This window comes from Desulfoluna sp. CYM3A, from assembly GCF_056829965.1.
Genome location: NZ_CP186556.1, coordinates 3,897,243 through 3,909,692, shown reverse-complemented (window position 1 = coordinate 3,909,692; position 12,450 = coordinate 3,897,243). Strand labels below are relative to the sequence as shown.

General features: G+C 58.7%; 12 protein-coding genes and 3 pseudogenes. 1 reads left to right on the top strand and 14 read right to left on the bottom strand.

From position 1 onward, the window contains the following. Positions 1–43: 43 nt before the first annotated feature. The 5 genes and pseudogenes from ACOYW1_RS19890 to ACOYW1_RS19870 all read right to left on the bottom strand — a co-directional run. Positions 44–259, bottom strand: a pseudogene (locus ACOYW1_RS19890) (AAA-type ATPase lid domain-containing protein); the annotation flags it as partial. Next, positions 255–1,145, bottom strand: a pseudogene (locus ACOYW1_RS19885) (sigma 54-interacting transcriptional regulator); the annotation flags it as partial. The pseudogenes ACOYW1_RS19890 and ACOYW1_RS19885, both read right to left, overlap by 5 nt. 42 nt (positions 1,146–1,187) lie before the next feature. Continuing rightward, the gene (locus ACOYW1_RS19880; RefSeq protein ID WP_482417501.1) at positions 1,188–1,397 is read right to left on the bottom strand and encodes a helix-turn-helix domain-containing protein; all 210 of its coding nucleotides are present in this window, start codon (positions 1,395–1,397) and stop codon (positions 1,188–1,190) included. 69 nt (positions 1,398–1,466) lie between these two features. Next, positions 1,467–2,009 carry a DUF2975 domain-containing protein gene (locus ACOYW1_RS19875; protein WP_482419427.1) on the bottom strand — a complete coding sequence of 181 codons (543 nt, stop codon included), beginning with the start codon at positions 2,007–2,009 and terminating at the stop codon, positions 1,467–1,469. 312 nt (positions 2,010–2,321) lie between these two features. Further along, the gene (locus ACOYW1_RS19870; protein ID WP_482423776.1) at positions 2,322–2,585 is read right to left on the bottom strand and encodes a winged helix-turn-helix transcriptional regulator; all 264 of its coding nucleotides are present in this window, start codon (positions 2,583–2,585) and stop codon (positions 2,322–2,324) included. Between the two features lie 208 nt (positions 2,586–2,793). Here ACOYW1_RS19870 and ACOYW1_RS19865 point away from each other — a divergent pair, with 208 nt between their 5' ends. Then, positions 2,794–3,348 carry an NAD(P)H-dependent oxidoreductase gene (locus ACOYW1_RS19865; RefSeq protein ID WP_482419426.1) on the top strand — a complete coding sequence of 185 codons (555 nt, stop codon included), beginning with the start codon at positions 2,794–2,796 and terminating at the stop codon, positions 3,346–3,348. Between the two features lie 300 nt (positions 3,349–3,648). Here the strand turns inward: ACOYW1_RS19865 and ACOYW1_RS19860 are convergent. From ACOYW1_RS19860 to ACOYW1_RS19820, 9 genes and pseudogenes are all read right to left on the bottom strand, one after another. Beyond that, positions 3,649–4,149, bottom strand: a pseudogene (locus ACOYW1_RS19860) (small multi-drug export protein); the annotation flags it as partial. A 237-nt stretch (positions 4,150–4,386) separates the two neighbouring features. Beyond that, positions 4,387–5,664: a double-cubane-cluster-containing anaerobic reductase gene (locus ACOYW1_RS19855; RefSeq protein ID WP_482419425.1), complete on the bottom strand. Its 1,278-nt coding sequence runs from the start codon at positions 5,662–5,664 to the stop codon at positions 4,387–4,389. A 359-nt stretch (positions 5,665–6,023) separates the two neighbouring features. Further along, complete coding sequence (locus tag ACOYW1_RS19850; protein WP_482419424.1) at positions 6,024–7,181, bottom strand: double-cubane-cluster-containing anaerobic reductase; 1,158 nt, start codon at positions 7,179–7,181, stop codon at positions 6,024–6,026. Further along, positions 7,178–8,152: an ABC transporter permease gene (locus tag ACOYW1_RS19845; RefSeq protein ID WP_482419423.1), complete on the bottom strand. Its 975-nt coding sequence runs from the start codon at positions 8,150–8,152 to the stop codon at positions 7,178–7,180. The genes ACOYW1_RS19850 and ACOYW1_RS19845 overlap by 4 nt, the downstream gene beginning before the upstream one ends. Beyond that, the gene (locus ACOYW1_RS19840; protein ID WP_482419422.1) at positions 8,149–8,895 is read right to left on the bottom strand and encodes an ATP-binding cassette domain-containing protein; all 747 of its coding nucleotides are present in this window, start codon (positions 8,893–8,895) and stop codon (positions 8,149–8,151) included. Before ACOYW1_RS19840 ends, ACOYW1_RS19845 begins: the two co-directional genes overlap by 4 nt. An 86-nt stretch (positions 8,896–8,981) precedes the next feature. Further along, positions 8,982–9,887 carry a substrate-binding domain-containing protein gene (locus ACOYW1_RS19835; RefSeq protein WP_482419421.1) on the bottom strand — a complete coding sequence of 302 codons (906 nt, stop codon included), beginning with the start codon at positions 9,885–9,887 and terminating at the stop codon, positions 8,982–8,984. A 45-nt stretch (positions 9,888–9,932) separates the two neighbouring features. After that, positions 9,933–10,382, bottom strand: a complete 450-nt coding sequence (locus ACOYW1_RS19830) for an acyl-CoA dehydratase activase (protein WP_482423775.1) — start codon at positions 10,380–10,382, stop codon at positions 9,933–9,935. Between the two features lie 5 nt (positions 10,383–10,387). Beyond that, a complete protein-coding gene (locus ACOYW1_RS19825) occupies positions 10,388–10,690 on the bottom strand; it encodes a BadF/BadG/BcrA/BcrD ATPase family protein (protein WP_482419420.1) in 303 nt (100 codons plus the stop codon). A gap of 189 nt (positions 10,691–10,879) precedes the next feature. Then, entirely contained in the window at positions 10,880–11,986 is a 1,107-nt protein-coding gene (locus tag ACOYW1_RS19820; RefSeq protein WP_482419419.1) for a GGDEF domain-containing protein, read from the bottom strand. Positions 11,987–12,450: the final 464 nt, after the last annotated feature.

The window sequence follows — 12,450 nt, the reverse complement described above, 5'->3', positions numbered from 1 at the left end:
CGTCGGTGCTGAGGATGCAGGCCCGCTCCACCACGTTCTGGAGTTCCCGAACGTTGCCCGGCCAGTGGTAGGCCCTGAGAATATCGGTGAATGCTTTTGGGACAGTCTTGGGCTTTCGGTTGAGGGTGGCGCAGAAGTTTTCCGTGAAAAATTGGGTGAGAAGGGGGATGTCCTCTTTGCGTTCCCTTAAGGGAGGGGTGGGGATGGGAAAGATGCTGAGGCGGAAATGAGGATGCGGATCGATGTCCCGTGCGCACAAGGCTCGGAAGGTCCCGGTTGGTGGCTGCGATGACCCGTACGTCCACTTTGAGGGTGTCGGTGCCGCCCAGCCTTTCGAACTCGCCTTCCTGGAGCACCCGCAGGAGTTTGGCCTGGATCTCCAGGGACATCTCCCCGATTTCGTCCAGAAAAATCGTCCCTCCGTCGGCCAACTCGAACCGGCCGGGTTTTTTCGAGTGGGCCCCGGTAAAAGCTCCGCGCTCGTGGCCGAAGAGTTCCCCTTCCACAAGCTGGGCAGGCAGGGTGGCGCAGTTTACCTTGACGAGTTTATTTGCGGCCCTGCCGCTCAACTCGTGGATCTTGCGGGCCACCAGCTCCTTGCCCGTGCCGGTCTCCCCGGAGATGAGGACCGTGGTGGGGGTGGGGGCCACGCTGCAGATGAGCCGGAAGAGCTCTCCGGTGGCCCGGCTCTGCCCGATGAAATCCCGGAAGACCTCCCGGGGTTTTTCGGAAGGGTTCGCCGGGTCGCCTTCGGTGTCATGGGAGGGGTACTTTTCCTGAAAGGCCCGGAGCATCTCCGCAAGGCGCACTGTCTCCGAGAGGTCCGTGAAAAAGGCGCACCCGAAGTCCCCATGGCCTTCATCGGCTCCGTAGACCAGGACCTTTACGGGGATCACCTTGCCGTGCTTGGTAAACAGATTGTGCAATGTCCCTGCCCCTGGATCGTCCCCGTAGTAGGAGCCCCGCTCTTTCTGGGTGTCCAGAACAACGAATTTGTAGAGATAATTCCCCTCCAGTTCCTCCGGGGCGTACTCCAGTTTACGGGCGGCGTATCGGTTGACGCGGATGATCTTGCCGTCGGCGTCGTGCCAGACAATGCCCACCGGGGCGTGGTCAAAGGAGAAGAGGGTGCGTTGTGATTCCATGCTGGTTTCGGTCGTGCGCTGCGATTCCATGGCGGTGCCGTGTTACTCCGATTCTTTGAATTCCAGGATATCGCCGGGCTGGCACGACAGGTGCTCGCAGATGGCATCCAGTGTGGACAGGCGAATGGCTTTGGCCTTGCCGGTCTTTAAAATAGACAGGTTCTGTTCGGTGATGCCGATGGCCCTGGCAAGCTGAACGGATTTCATTTTGCGCCTGGCCAGCATCACGTCTAAATTCACGATAATGGGCATGATCTCTCCGGTTGGGTTTGTTTACATCACATGGGGCTGGCCCTGCCGCCGCAGGCTTGGCCCGAATCCTTATACCGTGAATTGGCTCTCTTCGCTAAGTGCTCTTCCTTCATCCATGACCCAGGCAATGAAAAAGACGATGCCGGCCAGAACCAGGGAGGTGAGTTCCGGAGAGCTGAACCCCACGCTGATGACCCGCTCTCCGGGTGGGTTGCCCATGGTGAAGATCACGCTCTTGGCCGATTCGTAGAGGATGGAAAAGACTACCCAGAGCACCAGGGCCTTGGCCGTGCTTCGAAACAGCCGCACGTGTTCAAAGGAGAAGATCTCTCCCTTGTTGTAATAGGCAAACAGCTTGCGGAGGTTCATGAGCCCGTAGGTCAGGGCCGAAAGGGGAAGCAGGCTGCAGAGAAGGCCCAGGGCCCGGAGAGAGGCGGGCAGGTGGTTGGGGATCAGCGGGGTGGCCGTGGTGTTGACGTTGATGATCTCGTTGGGCAGCTGGTTGATGAAGATCCAGTACAGGAGATAATACAAGGGAATGGCCACCATGAAAAAGGTGATGAGCAGGTGAAACCGCTTACTGTGTTTTTTGATCTTTGACAGGTTGTCCACAACAGGCCTCCTTCGGCGGCTATTAAGTAAATATCTATGGAGTTCTTATACATCAATCATTTATTATCGAAAAACGATAAGTGACGGTAGCGTAATGTCTCTATGTGTGTCAATCATTTATTATCGATTTTCAATAATAAAAAGGCCGGGACATAAGACCGGGGTGAGGACAAACGGCTTGCGTTGGAGGGATGGCGCGGAAGGGGAGGCAACTGAAACGGTTTTTGCGGCTTTTCACGGTGTTGACGGTTTCTACACGGGAAGCTGAACGGGAAGATGGGCTTTTTAATATGGCGTAGATTGAGTCTTTTGTTAATGCTTTGGGTGTGTTTGGTGGATCACTTTTATGAAATATCGGGATTGGGAAGGGTGGAACCCCACTCCCTGAGGGCCAAAATGATGGGCTTGACGGGTTCGGCCATGGGCGTGAGGCTGTATTCCACCTCGGCAAGGCTTATAGACCTCCCGGTGGATGAGGCCGTCGTTTTCAAGTTCCCGGAGCTGTTTGGTGAGCATGCGCTGGGTCACCGAGGGCATGTGCTTTCTCAACTCACCAAAGCGTTTTTTTCCCGTCATCAGGTGGTAGAGGATGATGCCTTTCCACTTTCCGCCGATGATGCCGAGGGCTTGTTCTACGGGGCAGTTGGGTGCTCTGTCGGCCATCGTCGTACCTATGGTATACAAATGGATACTCTGGGGCCAAAACTGTACCTCTGACCAAAAGATACTTTGTCCTTAGGTTGGTTGTCAACACACAAACGACATCTTTACGGAGGACGATTTCATGAAAAAACAAGAGATTCTCGACGCCTTTATGTTCCGGCACGCCTGCAAGGAATTCGACGCGACGAAAAAGATATCCGAAGAGGACTTTTCCTTTATCCTGGAGACAGGGCGCCTCTCCCCCAGCTCCTTCGGCCTTGAACCCTGGCATTTTCTGGTGATCCAGAACCAGGCCCTGCGGGAGACCCTGGTGAAGGTGGCCTGGGGCGGACAGAAGCAGTTCCCCACGGCCAGCCACCTGGTCTTCATCCTGGCCCGGAAGAGTCACTTCATGAAATACGACAGCGAGTATGTCGACAAATTCATGGTAAACGTCCAGAAGCTGCCACCAGAGATTGTGGAGATGCGCAAAGGGTTTTACGAGGCCTTTCAGTCCACGGATTTCAACCTGCTGGAGAGTGAGCGGGCCATGACAGACTGGGCCACCCGGCAGACCTATATCCCCCTTGCCAACATGATGACCGCAGCAGCCGTCATCGGGGTGGACAGCTGCCCCATGGAAGGATTTGACCGGGAGAAGATGGACACGCCGAGAGCTGGGCATGGACAGGGATAAATTTACACTGGCCTGCGCCGTGGGCTTCGGGTATCGCAAGGAGGCTCCCATGGCAAAGACGCGCCAGGAGCTGGAGGCGGTCACCACCTGGTACGAATAACCGGCAGCCGGGCACCTGATCACGCTGGCAATGATCAGGTACCCGGAATCCCTTTTTACCCTTTGATGTAGAGGATAAAGTTTTTGATTTCTCAATCGGGGCACCACGATGACCACGATGGCGATGAAGATATACTGGATAACCTGAAACCGGTCATTTAAAAAATCGAAACCGTAGAACCAGATTCCGATGGCGGTGAGGGTGCCCAGGAGGGTGGCGGACAAATTGCGTACCAGGCCCAGCCGCAGCATGTACCCGATGATGGAGCCCATGACCGGGCCGGTGACGGGCAGGGGGGCCATGACAAAGAGGAAGATGCCGATCCAGCCGTAGGGCTCGATTTTGTCTTTGTGCTGCAGGGCCTTTTCGGTGAGGCGGTCCATGGCGTTCATGATCCACGGGATCCTCAGGTAGCTCTTGGTGCTGAGAACGAACCCTGCGTAGGTGAAGCAGACGATGAGCACCTCGATGTAAAAGTTGTAGCCGATGGACATGGCGGGCCCCATTCCCGCGAAGATGCAGAGTCCCACACCGGCTGCCCGTCCCCCGAAGGTGTGGGCCCCGAATACGAGGATCAGGGTCTCGGCTTGCTTGTAGTCTGTGAAGGCGCAGTATCCAAGGTACCCCAGGAGCAGGACGGTCAATAGACAGCCCAGAAGCAGGATTTTGAATTCTACGGAGTTAACAAGGGTGTGTTTCATGGTGAATCTGCACCGTTATATTGGGTGGAGGGTTCAGACGTGTGACGGGTAGCACACAGATAGGTAACTTCCAAAAGAACTATGCTGATGTTTTTATCACACCAATAGCCCTTTACCAAGGGATAACGACTCCTGTCCGAGGGTGTTACCTTCGAACTCCGGGCAGAGGCGCAAAAAGGCCCGCTTTCATCGATGATGGAGGCGGGCCTTTTTTTGTTTTCGCGTCATGATGGGGTTTTACTGAGCAGCCCGCGAAAAGTTCTCCACGCGGGTCTTGAGCTGTCCCATGTCCTCCTGGCTGTAGTCGGTCTCAATGCGCAGGGTGGGCAGGTCCGTCTCTTCCAGCTCTTTTTCCAGGGGAATGGCCTCCATGGCGTAGGGCTGGCAGAAGTTTAAGGTGTACTGAATCACGCCGTCGGCCTTGGATTTTGCGGCCAGCTCTTTGATGTGGCCGGAGCGTTCGGCGTTGGGGGTGAAGATGGCACAGTCGATGGCAAGGTAGCGGTCCACCAGGGCGTCCAGAAGGCCGTCCATGTCGTCTGCGGAGTCGTCGGTGAGGTTGCGGCAGCCGCGCTCGCCCACGCAGGACTCTTCGGCCACGATGACCGCACCCGAGGTCTCGATGACGGCGGGCAGCTTCCAGTTGGGAACGGCCATGGGGCAGCCCGAGACAAGGATGCGGGGGGTGCCGTCGGGGACCACGGAGGTCTTGTCCGCGATGCGTGTCTCCAGCTCATCGCACAGGGCGTTGACCGCATCGGTGAAGCGGACCGGGTCGTCGTAGAAGAAGACCTGGTTGGCGATGAGGGCGTCCAGGCCGGAGATGGGCAGCACCGGGTTGTGCCGCAGGGCGGCAAGGCGGGCCATGGCCTTGCGCTTGTTGTTGACGATGGCGATGCCTTTTTTCAGGGCGGTCACGTCAATGGTGTTGCCGGTGAGGGCCTCCACCGCCTCTTTGTAGCGGATGAATTCCGCCTTTAAGAGGGCCCGGCCTTCGTCTGATTTTACCTGGGGCAGGTCCATGACGTAGAGGTTGTCGGCCAGGGTCCCCAGGGTTTCATAGGCCTTCTTCTTGCCGTCGCAGGTGTTTTCCCCCACCACCAGGTCCGAACACTCCAGGTAGGGGCAGACTTTGGCCAGCTTGAAGCCCAGGGAGGATTTAATGAGGGCGCATGTGTTTCTGGGCAGGTATTTTTCCACCTCGTCCATGGCAAAGTCGGCGCCGGAGCAGAGCCCCACCTGGATGGCCTCGGCCGCCAGGGAGATCTCTTCGGGCACGAAGACGCAGTAGCAGCCGATGACTTTTCGGCCTGTGGCCTGTGCGTCCACGAGTTCCTGAATGCGCTGGCCGTGGACTTCGCTCATGACAAAGTCAAAGTATCCCATTTTTTCGGGGCGGTTTTCCTGGGCAAGGTAGATGTCGCCGTAAGCCTGGCCCAGCACGCTGAGCAGGGCATCGTGGGCCTCGATGTCAAGGCCGAGGTCTTTCCACATGGGGGTGTGATCGGTGGTCATGGAAGCTCCTTTGGGTTGGGTGTTCATGTCTTGTCAATATTAGGTGAAAAAAGCAGGCCACCAGGGGCGCGAATGCTTCCGGCCTTCGTTCCTCAGGCCGATCACATTCGCTGACGGGCTGCGCCCATAGGTAACGGAGGTCTTGCTGTTTTATGCGTGTAAGGGTTACAGCGCCTGCCTCCAAGAGGCACGCTACAGGTCTCTTTTGATAATGCCCGAACAATCTCCAGCTTGGGTCGCGGGCATAGCCCGCCAGCAAATGCGTGGGGCGAGGAACGAGCCCCGGAGCATTTGCGAACCTGGGGTGCAGGGGCTGTAGCCCCTGCCCGCCGGAGGCATGCTTTTGTTTTTTTACCCTGTTAAATCATTTCCAAAAACGCTTCCACGCGGATCCTTATCTGCTCGGTGTCTGACGGGGAGTAGCCGGTGTTGACGTGGAGGACGGGGATGTCGCACTCGTTTTCCAGGGTTTCCGCCACGGTGGTGTGTTCCACGGTGTAGGGGTGGCAGTTCTGGAGGGTGGCGTCCACCACGGCGTCGGCGCGGAACTGGGTGACCAGGTCTTTGAGCAGGTCCAGGCGCCTGGTGTTGGGGCTCATGCAGGCGCAGGGGGTGCCCAGGTAGTGGTCGGCCAGGGCGGTGACCATGTCGGTCTCTTTTTCCACGGGGCGGAAGATGCTTTTAAGGCCGCCGCAGTGTTCCTGGGCCACCACGAGCCCACCGAGTTCTTCCACGAGTTTGAGGACCTTGTCCGATCCGCTTCCCATGGGACAGCCGGTGACCAGCACCCGTGGCTTTTTCTTGCCCTGGGATTCCTCGGGGGCGTTGGCCAGGATGGTTTGAAGGAGGTCGTCCAGCATGGCGTTGTAAGCCGGAAGGTCCACGGCCACGTTGCGGGACTCCATGAGCATGAGTATCTCGCGACCTGTCAGGGGCGGCACGGGCCCTGCCATGAGCTTGGAGATGGCCATGAGGGCTTCGTTGCGCGTGTTGAGAAGATCTGTCTGTTCAGCCAAGGCTTCGTCGGTGATGACGCGCCCTGTGTGGTCTTCGATGAAGGCCTTCAGTCGTTGGACTTCGCTGCGCCAGAACTCTTTGGCCGGGGCGCTGTCCGCTGCGTAGGGTAGTTGCATCACGTGGACGGGTTTAAGGGACGCCATGCGCTCGAACATCTTCTTTTTGCCGTCGCAGGTGGTCTCCCCGATGATGACGTCGGCGGCCGCAAAATAGGGGCAGGTGTCGGAGAGGGCAAAACCGTAGCTGGATTTGATGAGGGGGCAAAGGGCTGCGGGGAGCTCGGTTTCGGCCACGGCGATGGGCTTTTCGTCCTTGCCGCAGAGGCTCACCGGGATCATGCCCGCTGCCCGGACCAGCTCTTCCGGGGCAAAGGCGCAGTAGATACCGGCCACCTTGATGCCGTTTTCCGGGGCTTCGGCCAGGTGGCGCTGGCAGTGTTCGGACAGGAGGGTAAAGGGTTTCAGGGCCGCTTTGATGGCCGGATGGGTGGTACGGGTCATGACTGTTTTCCTGAAGATGGGGTGAGAAGGGCGTGGACGGAGACCGCGCCCATGATAACGACACCGTAGACCATGCGGGTCCACAGGCCAGAGAGGCCGATGCTGATGATGCCTGCCTCGATCATGCCGATGATGATGGCTCCCATGAGGGTGCCGTAAATGGTGCCTGTGCCGCCGAAGACCGAGGTGCCTCCCACGAAGACGGCGGCAAAGACGAGGAGCATGTACCCCTCGCCCTGGGTGGGCCACCAGCTGGCCATCTCCATGCAGACCATGGCGCCGGAGAGCCCGGTGACCATGCCCATGAGCACAAAGACGCCGGTGCGGACCTTGGCCGTGGGGATGCCCATCATGCGGGCGGCTTCGGGGTTGTCTCCGCAGAAGCGCAGGTGGTCCCCTGCCACGTGGCGGTTTAAAACCAGCCAGAAGAGGCCGGTGAGCCCGGCAAACCAGACCGCCTGGGCGGGCAGGAATTCAAACCAGCGGCCCACCATGAGGTGGTGAAGGGCGGTTTCCCTGATCTCGGGCATGTTCACGGCCAGGCCTCCTGCCAGGAGTACGGTGGCCCCGCGCCAGAAGAACTGGGTGCCGATGGTGGCGATGATGGCGGGAACGCCGAAGCCCACCACCAGCAGGCTGTTGAGGCATCCGGCAAGGGCGCCCACGGCAACGGCCGCCATGAGCCCTGTCACCGGGTTGCCGGTGATGGCAAAGACCTTGGCAAAGGCAAAGCCGCAGGCCGCCATCACCGCCGGAAAGGAGAGGTCCATCTCGCCCGTGATGATGACCAGGGTCATGGCAAGGGCGATCATGCCTGCAAAGGGGATGGTGGAAAGGTAGGCGATATAGATCCTGCCGTGGAGAAAGGTGTGGGGGGCAAGGGCCATGAAGCCTGCCAGCAGCACCGCAAAGATCAGGGTAATGGCCCATTGCACGGGGTTGTTGCGCAGAAAAGAGGGGATTGCGTTCATATCAGGACCATTTCATCAGGGTTGCCATGGAGGATTCCGGGGTTTCGTCGGCCTTTCAGCTCGTGCACCACCCGTCCGCGCTGGAGAAAGAGGAAACGGTCGGCCACGTCATGGACATGGTGGAGGTTGTGGGAGACGAAGATCCCTGATTTCCCCTCGGTCTTGAGGGCCTTTGCAAAGCCCAGCACCTTGTCCACCTCTTTGACGGCCAGGGCCGTGGTGGGTTCATCCAGGATCACCACGCTGGCGTTGAAGTACATGGCCCGCCCGATGGCAAGGCCCTGGCGCTCCCCGCCGGAAAGCACCGAGACCGGGGCGTCGGCAGAGAGCCCCGCCCCTTTGAGGCCGATGATCTTTGTCAGGACCTTCATGGCCTCTTTTTTTTCATGGGACACCCGGATCATGCCCAAAGGGTTGGTGCGGTGGCGCCCCATGAAAAAGTTTCGCCAGATGGGCTGGGATTCCCCCAGGGACTTGTCCTGGAACACGGTCTCGATGCCCATGTCCCTGGCGGTTTTTACGGTGTGCCTGCCCGGGTCCACGGCGGCCCCGCCGATGCGCATGGTGCCTTTATCAAAGGTCTCCACACCGGAGAGGATTTTGATGAGGGTGGATTTCCCTGCACCGTTGTCCCCGATGAGTCCGATGATTTCGTTGTCATGCAGGGTCAGGTCGACGCCGTTTAGTGCGTCCACGTGGCCGTAGGACTTGGTGATGCCGGACAGTTCGATAAGGGGCGCCATAGGACTCTTACCTGAGCCCTTTTTTCGCCAGGGGCGCGATGAGGGAGAGGTTGTCCGCTCCAATGAAGCCGCCGCCGGTGTCGATGTTAAGGCCCGAGAACCCGTATTTTTCGGTGAGGGCGATTTGGAGCACGGAGAAGTAGCCCAAAAGGAAAGGCTGGGCGTCTCCGATGAGGTCCACAAAGCCGTTCTGGATGGCTGTTGCCGTGGCAGGGGAGAGGGAGATTCAGCAGCGTGGTCTCGTCGGGCTTTACGGCTGCGGCTCTTAAGAAATTTTCCATCTGGGCGGTGAGGGCACCGTGGTCGATGACCATGAGCTTGCAGTCCGGGTGGGAAGCCAGGTAGCCGGTGACCACCGGGGTGCCAAGGGAGGGGTCCTTGTCGATCTCCGGGGAGATCTCCAGGTAGTCCACGGTGACGCCTGCGCCTTCAAGGACTTCAAGGATACCCACGGCACGGCGGCCACGGGTGGGCAGGCGCTTGAGGCCCCAGACAAAGGCCCGGTCCCCTTTTTTGAGGCGGAAGCGCTGAAGGCACTCGTTTGCCATGCTCTTGCCCTGGGTGTAGTTGTCCGGGCCGATGAACCCGAACCCTTCGGCCTGGTATTTGCCTTGGGTTTTGGGAAGCGGGGTGTCCACGGTGGTGACGAGGATGCCGCTTTGCCGTGCTTCATTGATGAGGGGGGCAAAGGCCGAATCACCGGGAAGACCCATGACAACAATGCCCGTGGGCTTTTCGGCCAGGGCCTTTTTGAAGTTTTCGATCATTTTTTCCGGGCTCCAGTCCGAGTAGACGAAGCTGATGCGTGCGCCGATGTCGCTGGCTGCGGCTTTGGCACCGTTATATACCACGGTGTTGTACGTGCCGCCCACGGGGCCGCCGGTGTCGAACCAGATGTGCATGCCGTTGCCGGTTTTTGGCATATTCGCGGCCGAGGCAAGGGGAACGGCGGTGAAAAGGAGCAGGGCAAGGGTCAGGAGTCGCTTGATCATGTCGTGTTTCCTTATTGTTTATGTGTGTGTGGGCGGGAGGCCGCCTTACTGCTGATCGTCTGCGAGAAGCGCTGCGCCCAGGGCCACCACGGTCTGGGGAGAGTCCGGGACCACCACCTCGGTGTTGAGGGTGTCGGACAGCAGGGCTCGGATGCAGGGGTTTTTGGCCACGCCCCCCACAAAGCACAAGGGGCCGTCCAGGCCCACGCGGCGGATCATGGAGGCGGCGCGCCGTACCACGGATTCGTGGAGGCCCCGGGCGATGTGCACGGGTTTTTCACCCTTGGCCAGAAGGGAGGTGACCTCGGATTCGGCAAAGACCGTGCACATGCTGCTCACCTCCACGGTCTTTTCGGCTGAAAGGGCCGCGTCTCCGAAGGTTGACGGGGAAAAGCCCAGGTTGTCGGACATGATCTCCAGAAATTTTCCGGTGCCTGCGGCGCAGCGGTCGTTCATCTCGAATTTGACTACCCGGCCTTTTTTCCCTACCCGGATGCCTGCTACGTCCTGACCGCCGAGATGTCGAGGATGGTGGAGACCTCGGGGTAGAGGTGAAAGGTACCGGCGGCGCAGGCCTTGATTTCGGTGACGGTGTCGGCTTCCATCTGTTGCTCGAAGAGGGTGCGGCCGTAGCCGGTGGCCGTGAGCCGGTGCGGGGTCATGCCGCTTGTGGCCAGGATCTCCCGGGCGCGGGTCATGGGCTGGAAGCCGGTGTCTGTGGTGGCTGTGTGGGTGAGGGTGCCGTTTTCCAAAAGGACCAGTTTAATGGTACGGGAGCCGATGTCGATGCCTGCAGAGATCATGGGGCCATCCTGTGTCTGTCAAAAAAAACATGTCGCCTGTCCGTTTAAAGGGCAGGTTTTGTGTGCGATGGATTGCGATGGGTTTGTTTTGTATGTGCAGGAAAGACGGGCGTCAAAGAGATAATATTGATGGGGACGGGGGGCTGCTATCGAGATGTTCTATTGCAAGCCTCGGGTGGGTGTGGTGCTTTACGCTGCGGCGTGGATGATGCGGTTTCGGCCCTTGGCCTTGGCACGGTAGAGCTGCATGTCCGCGTCGCGGATGAGGCAGGAGAGGTCGGCGTGGTCCGGCTGCAACTCTGCGGCCCCGATGCTGATGGTGACCAGGACCTCCCCGTTGTGAAAGGGGGTGTTGCAGACCGTTGTGCGGATGCGTTCGGCCGCAATGAGGGCCTGGCGCAGGGTACATTGGGGCAGAAACACGATGAACTCTTCTCCGCCGAGCCTGCCGAAGGAGTCCACCTCCCGCAGGGCATGCTTGCACCGGGAGGCCACTCCGGCCAGGATCAGGTCGCCGGTTTGGTGGCCGAAGGTGTCGTTGAAGCGTTTGAAATGGTCGATGTCCACCATGAGAACGGAGCCCGGCGTGTGGAACCGCCTGGCGGATTTAAAGAAGAACTGTCCCATCTCAAGGACCTTTCTCCTGCTGAATACCTGGGTGAGCTCGTCGATTTCCACCAGGTTCCTCAGCTCGGCAAGGGCTGAAAATTCGCGTCGTTTGGTTTTCTCCATGTGGATGAAAAAGTAAATGCCGCAGCAGTTGGCCAGGCAAAAGGAGAGGATGGTGGTGGACATGGAGGTAAAGGGCAGGGGCGTGAAGAAGATCATGGCCGCGATGTACAGCACCGAGCCGCCCAGGCCGCCGATAAGTGGGGCGATGAGGCGCGGGGGGAAAAAGAGATAGCAGATGAGCACCACAAAGGAGGTGGCGGAGATGGTCATTGTGCCCGTGACGGGGGCCTTGAGGATGAGCTCGATGATTTCCGTTCCCATGACCACAGACATGTATGCGCAGACCGTTGCCGTGTGCCGGACGAGATCTTTTTTGTCGAGGTAGAGCTGATAAAAGGCGGTGAGTCCTGCCATGGCTGCAAGGGCCCTGCCTGCCAGAAGGATGTTCAGTTCGGGGCCCACCCCGAGCTCACAAAAATCAGCGAACCCGGCAAGGAGGTAGATAATGGCGGTGACGGCGTATACAAATTGCATTTTGTGCTTGATGCGGGGCCACTGCTCGTCCCGGAAGTGCTTTTCTGTTTCAGGGTCCTGAAATTCACCCATCCAATTGAACTGTGCCATAACTCACTTTCACTCATCAATGCGGGGCACCCTTTTTATCCTAACGGGGGCGCCAGGAGCCGGATAAACCGCTGAGTTCAGACTCAGAACACTGGAAAAGAACGCGGCACAGGGGAACAGCCCCTGCCGGGGACCGGCCGTGGGGTCAACGGGGGGTGCTGATTCGGTCAGTGTTTATGGTCCGGACTCATGTCTACTTATATATCAGTATCGGATTGTCCCGTGCTCATTATCAGTTTTCAGTGAAAATTTAAAGGGGATTATGTCCGTCGGGATGGGGGACGGGGTGTGGAATGGTACCCGCAGGTGCCGGCCTTGGGACTCGGTATCCTCCTTTTGCTTGTTTCTGCGGTATGTTTCGAAAATAATTCAATGTTTTTTGATCGCGATGGTGTAGGATAAGAGATCCGGGGCCGGGATGTCGATCCCAGTTCCGCGGGATCGCCCGCCTCGCTGTGGTTGCA

Coding starts and splice junctions, on each gene's coding strand:
- ACOYW1_RS19820 (WP_482419419.1), bottom strand. CDS start 11,986: ATGGCACAGTTCAATTGGATGGGTGAATTTCAGGACCCTGAAACAGAA.
- ACOYW1_RS19880 (WP_482417501.1), bottom strand. CDS start 1,397: ATGCCCATTATCGTGAATTTAGACGTGATGCTGGCCAGGCGCAAAATG.
- ACOYW1_RS19870 (WP_482423776.1), bottom strand. CDS start 2,585: ATGACGGGAAAAAAACGCTTTGGTGAGTTGAGAAAGCACATGCCCTCG.
- ACOYW1_RS19855 (WP_482419425.1), bottom strand. CDS start 5,664: ATGACCACCGATCACACCCCCATGTGGAAAGACCTCGGCCTTGACATC.
- ACOYW1_RS19850 (WP_482419424.1), bottom strand. CDS start 7,181: ATGACCCGTACCACCCATCCGGCCATCAAAGCGGCCCTGAAACCCTTT.
- ACOYW1_RS19845 (WP_482419423.1), bottom strand. CDS start 8,152: ATGAACGCAATCCCCTCTTTTCTGCGCAACAACCCCGTGCAATGGGCC.
- ACOYW1_RS19865 (WP_482419426.1), top strand. CDS start 2,794: ATGAAAAAACAAGAGATTCTCGACGCCTTTATGTTCCGGCACGCCTGC.
- ACOYW1_RS19840 (WP_482419422.1), bottom strand. CDS start 8,895: ATGGCGCCCCTTATCGAACTGTCCGGCATCACCAAGTCCTACGGCCAC.
- ACOYW1_RS19835 (WP_482419421.1), bottom strand. CDS start 9,887: ATGATCAAGCGACTCCTGACCCTTGCCCTGCTCCTTTTCACCGCCGTT.
- ACOYW1_RS19825 (WP_482419420.1), bottom strand. CDS start 10,690: ATGATCTCTGCAGGCATCGACATCGGCTCCCGTACCATTAAACTGGTC.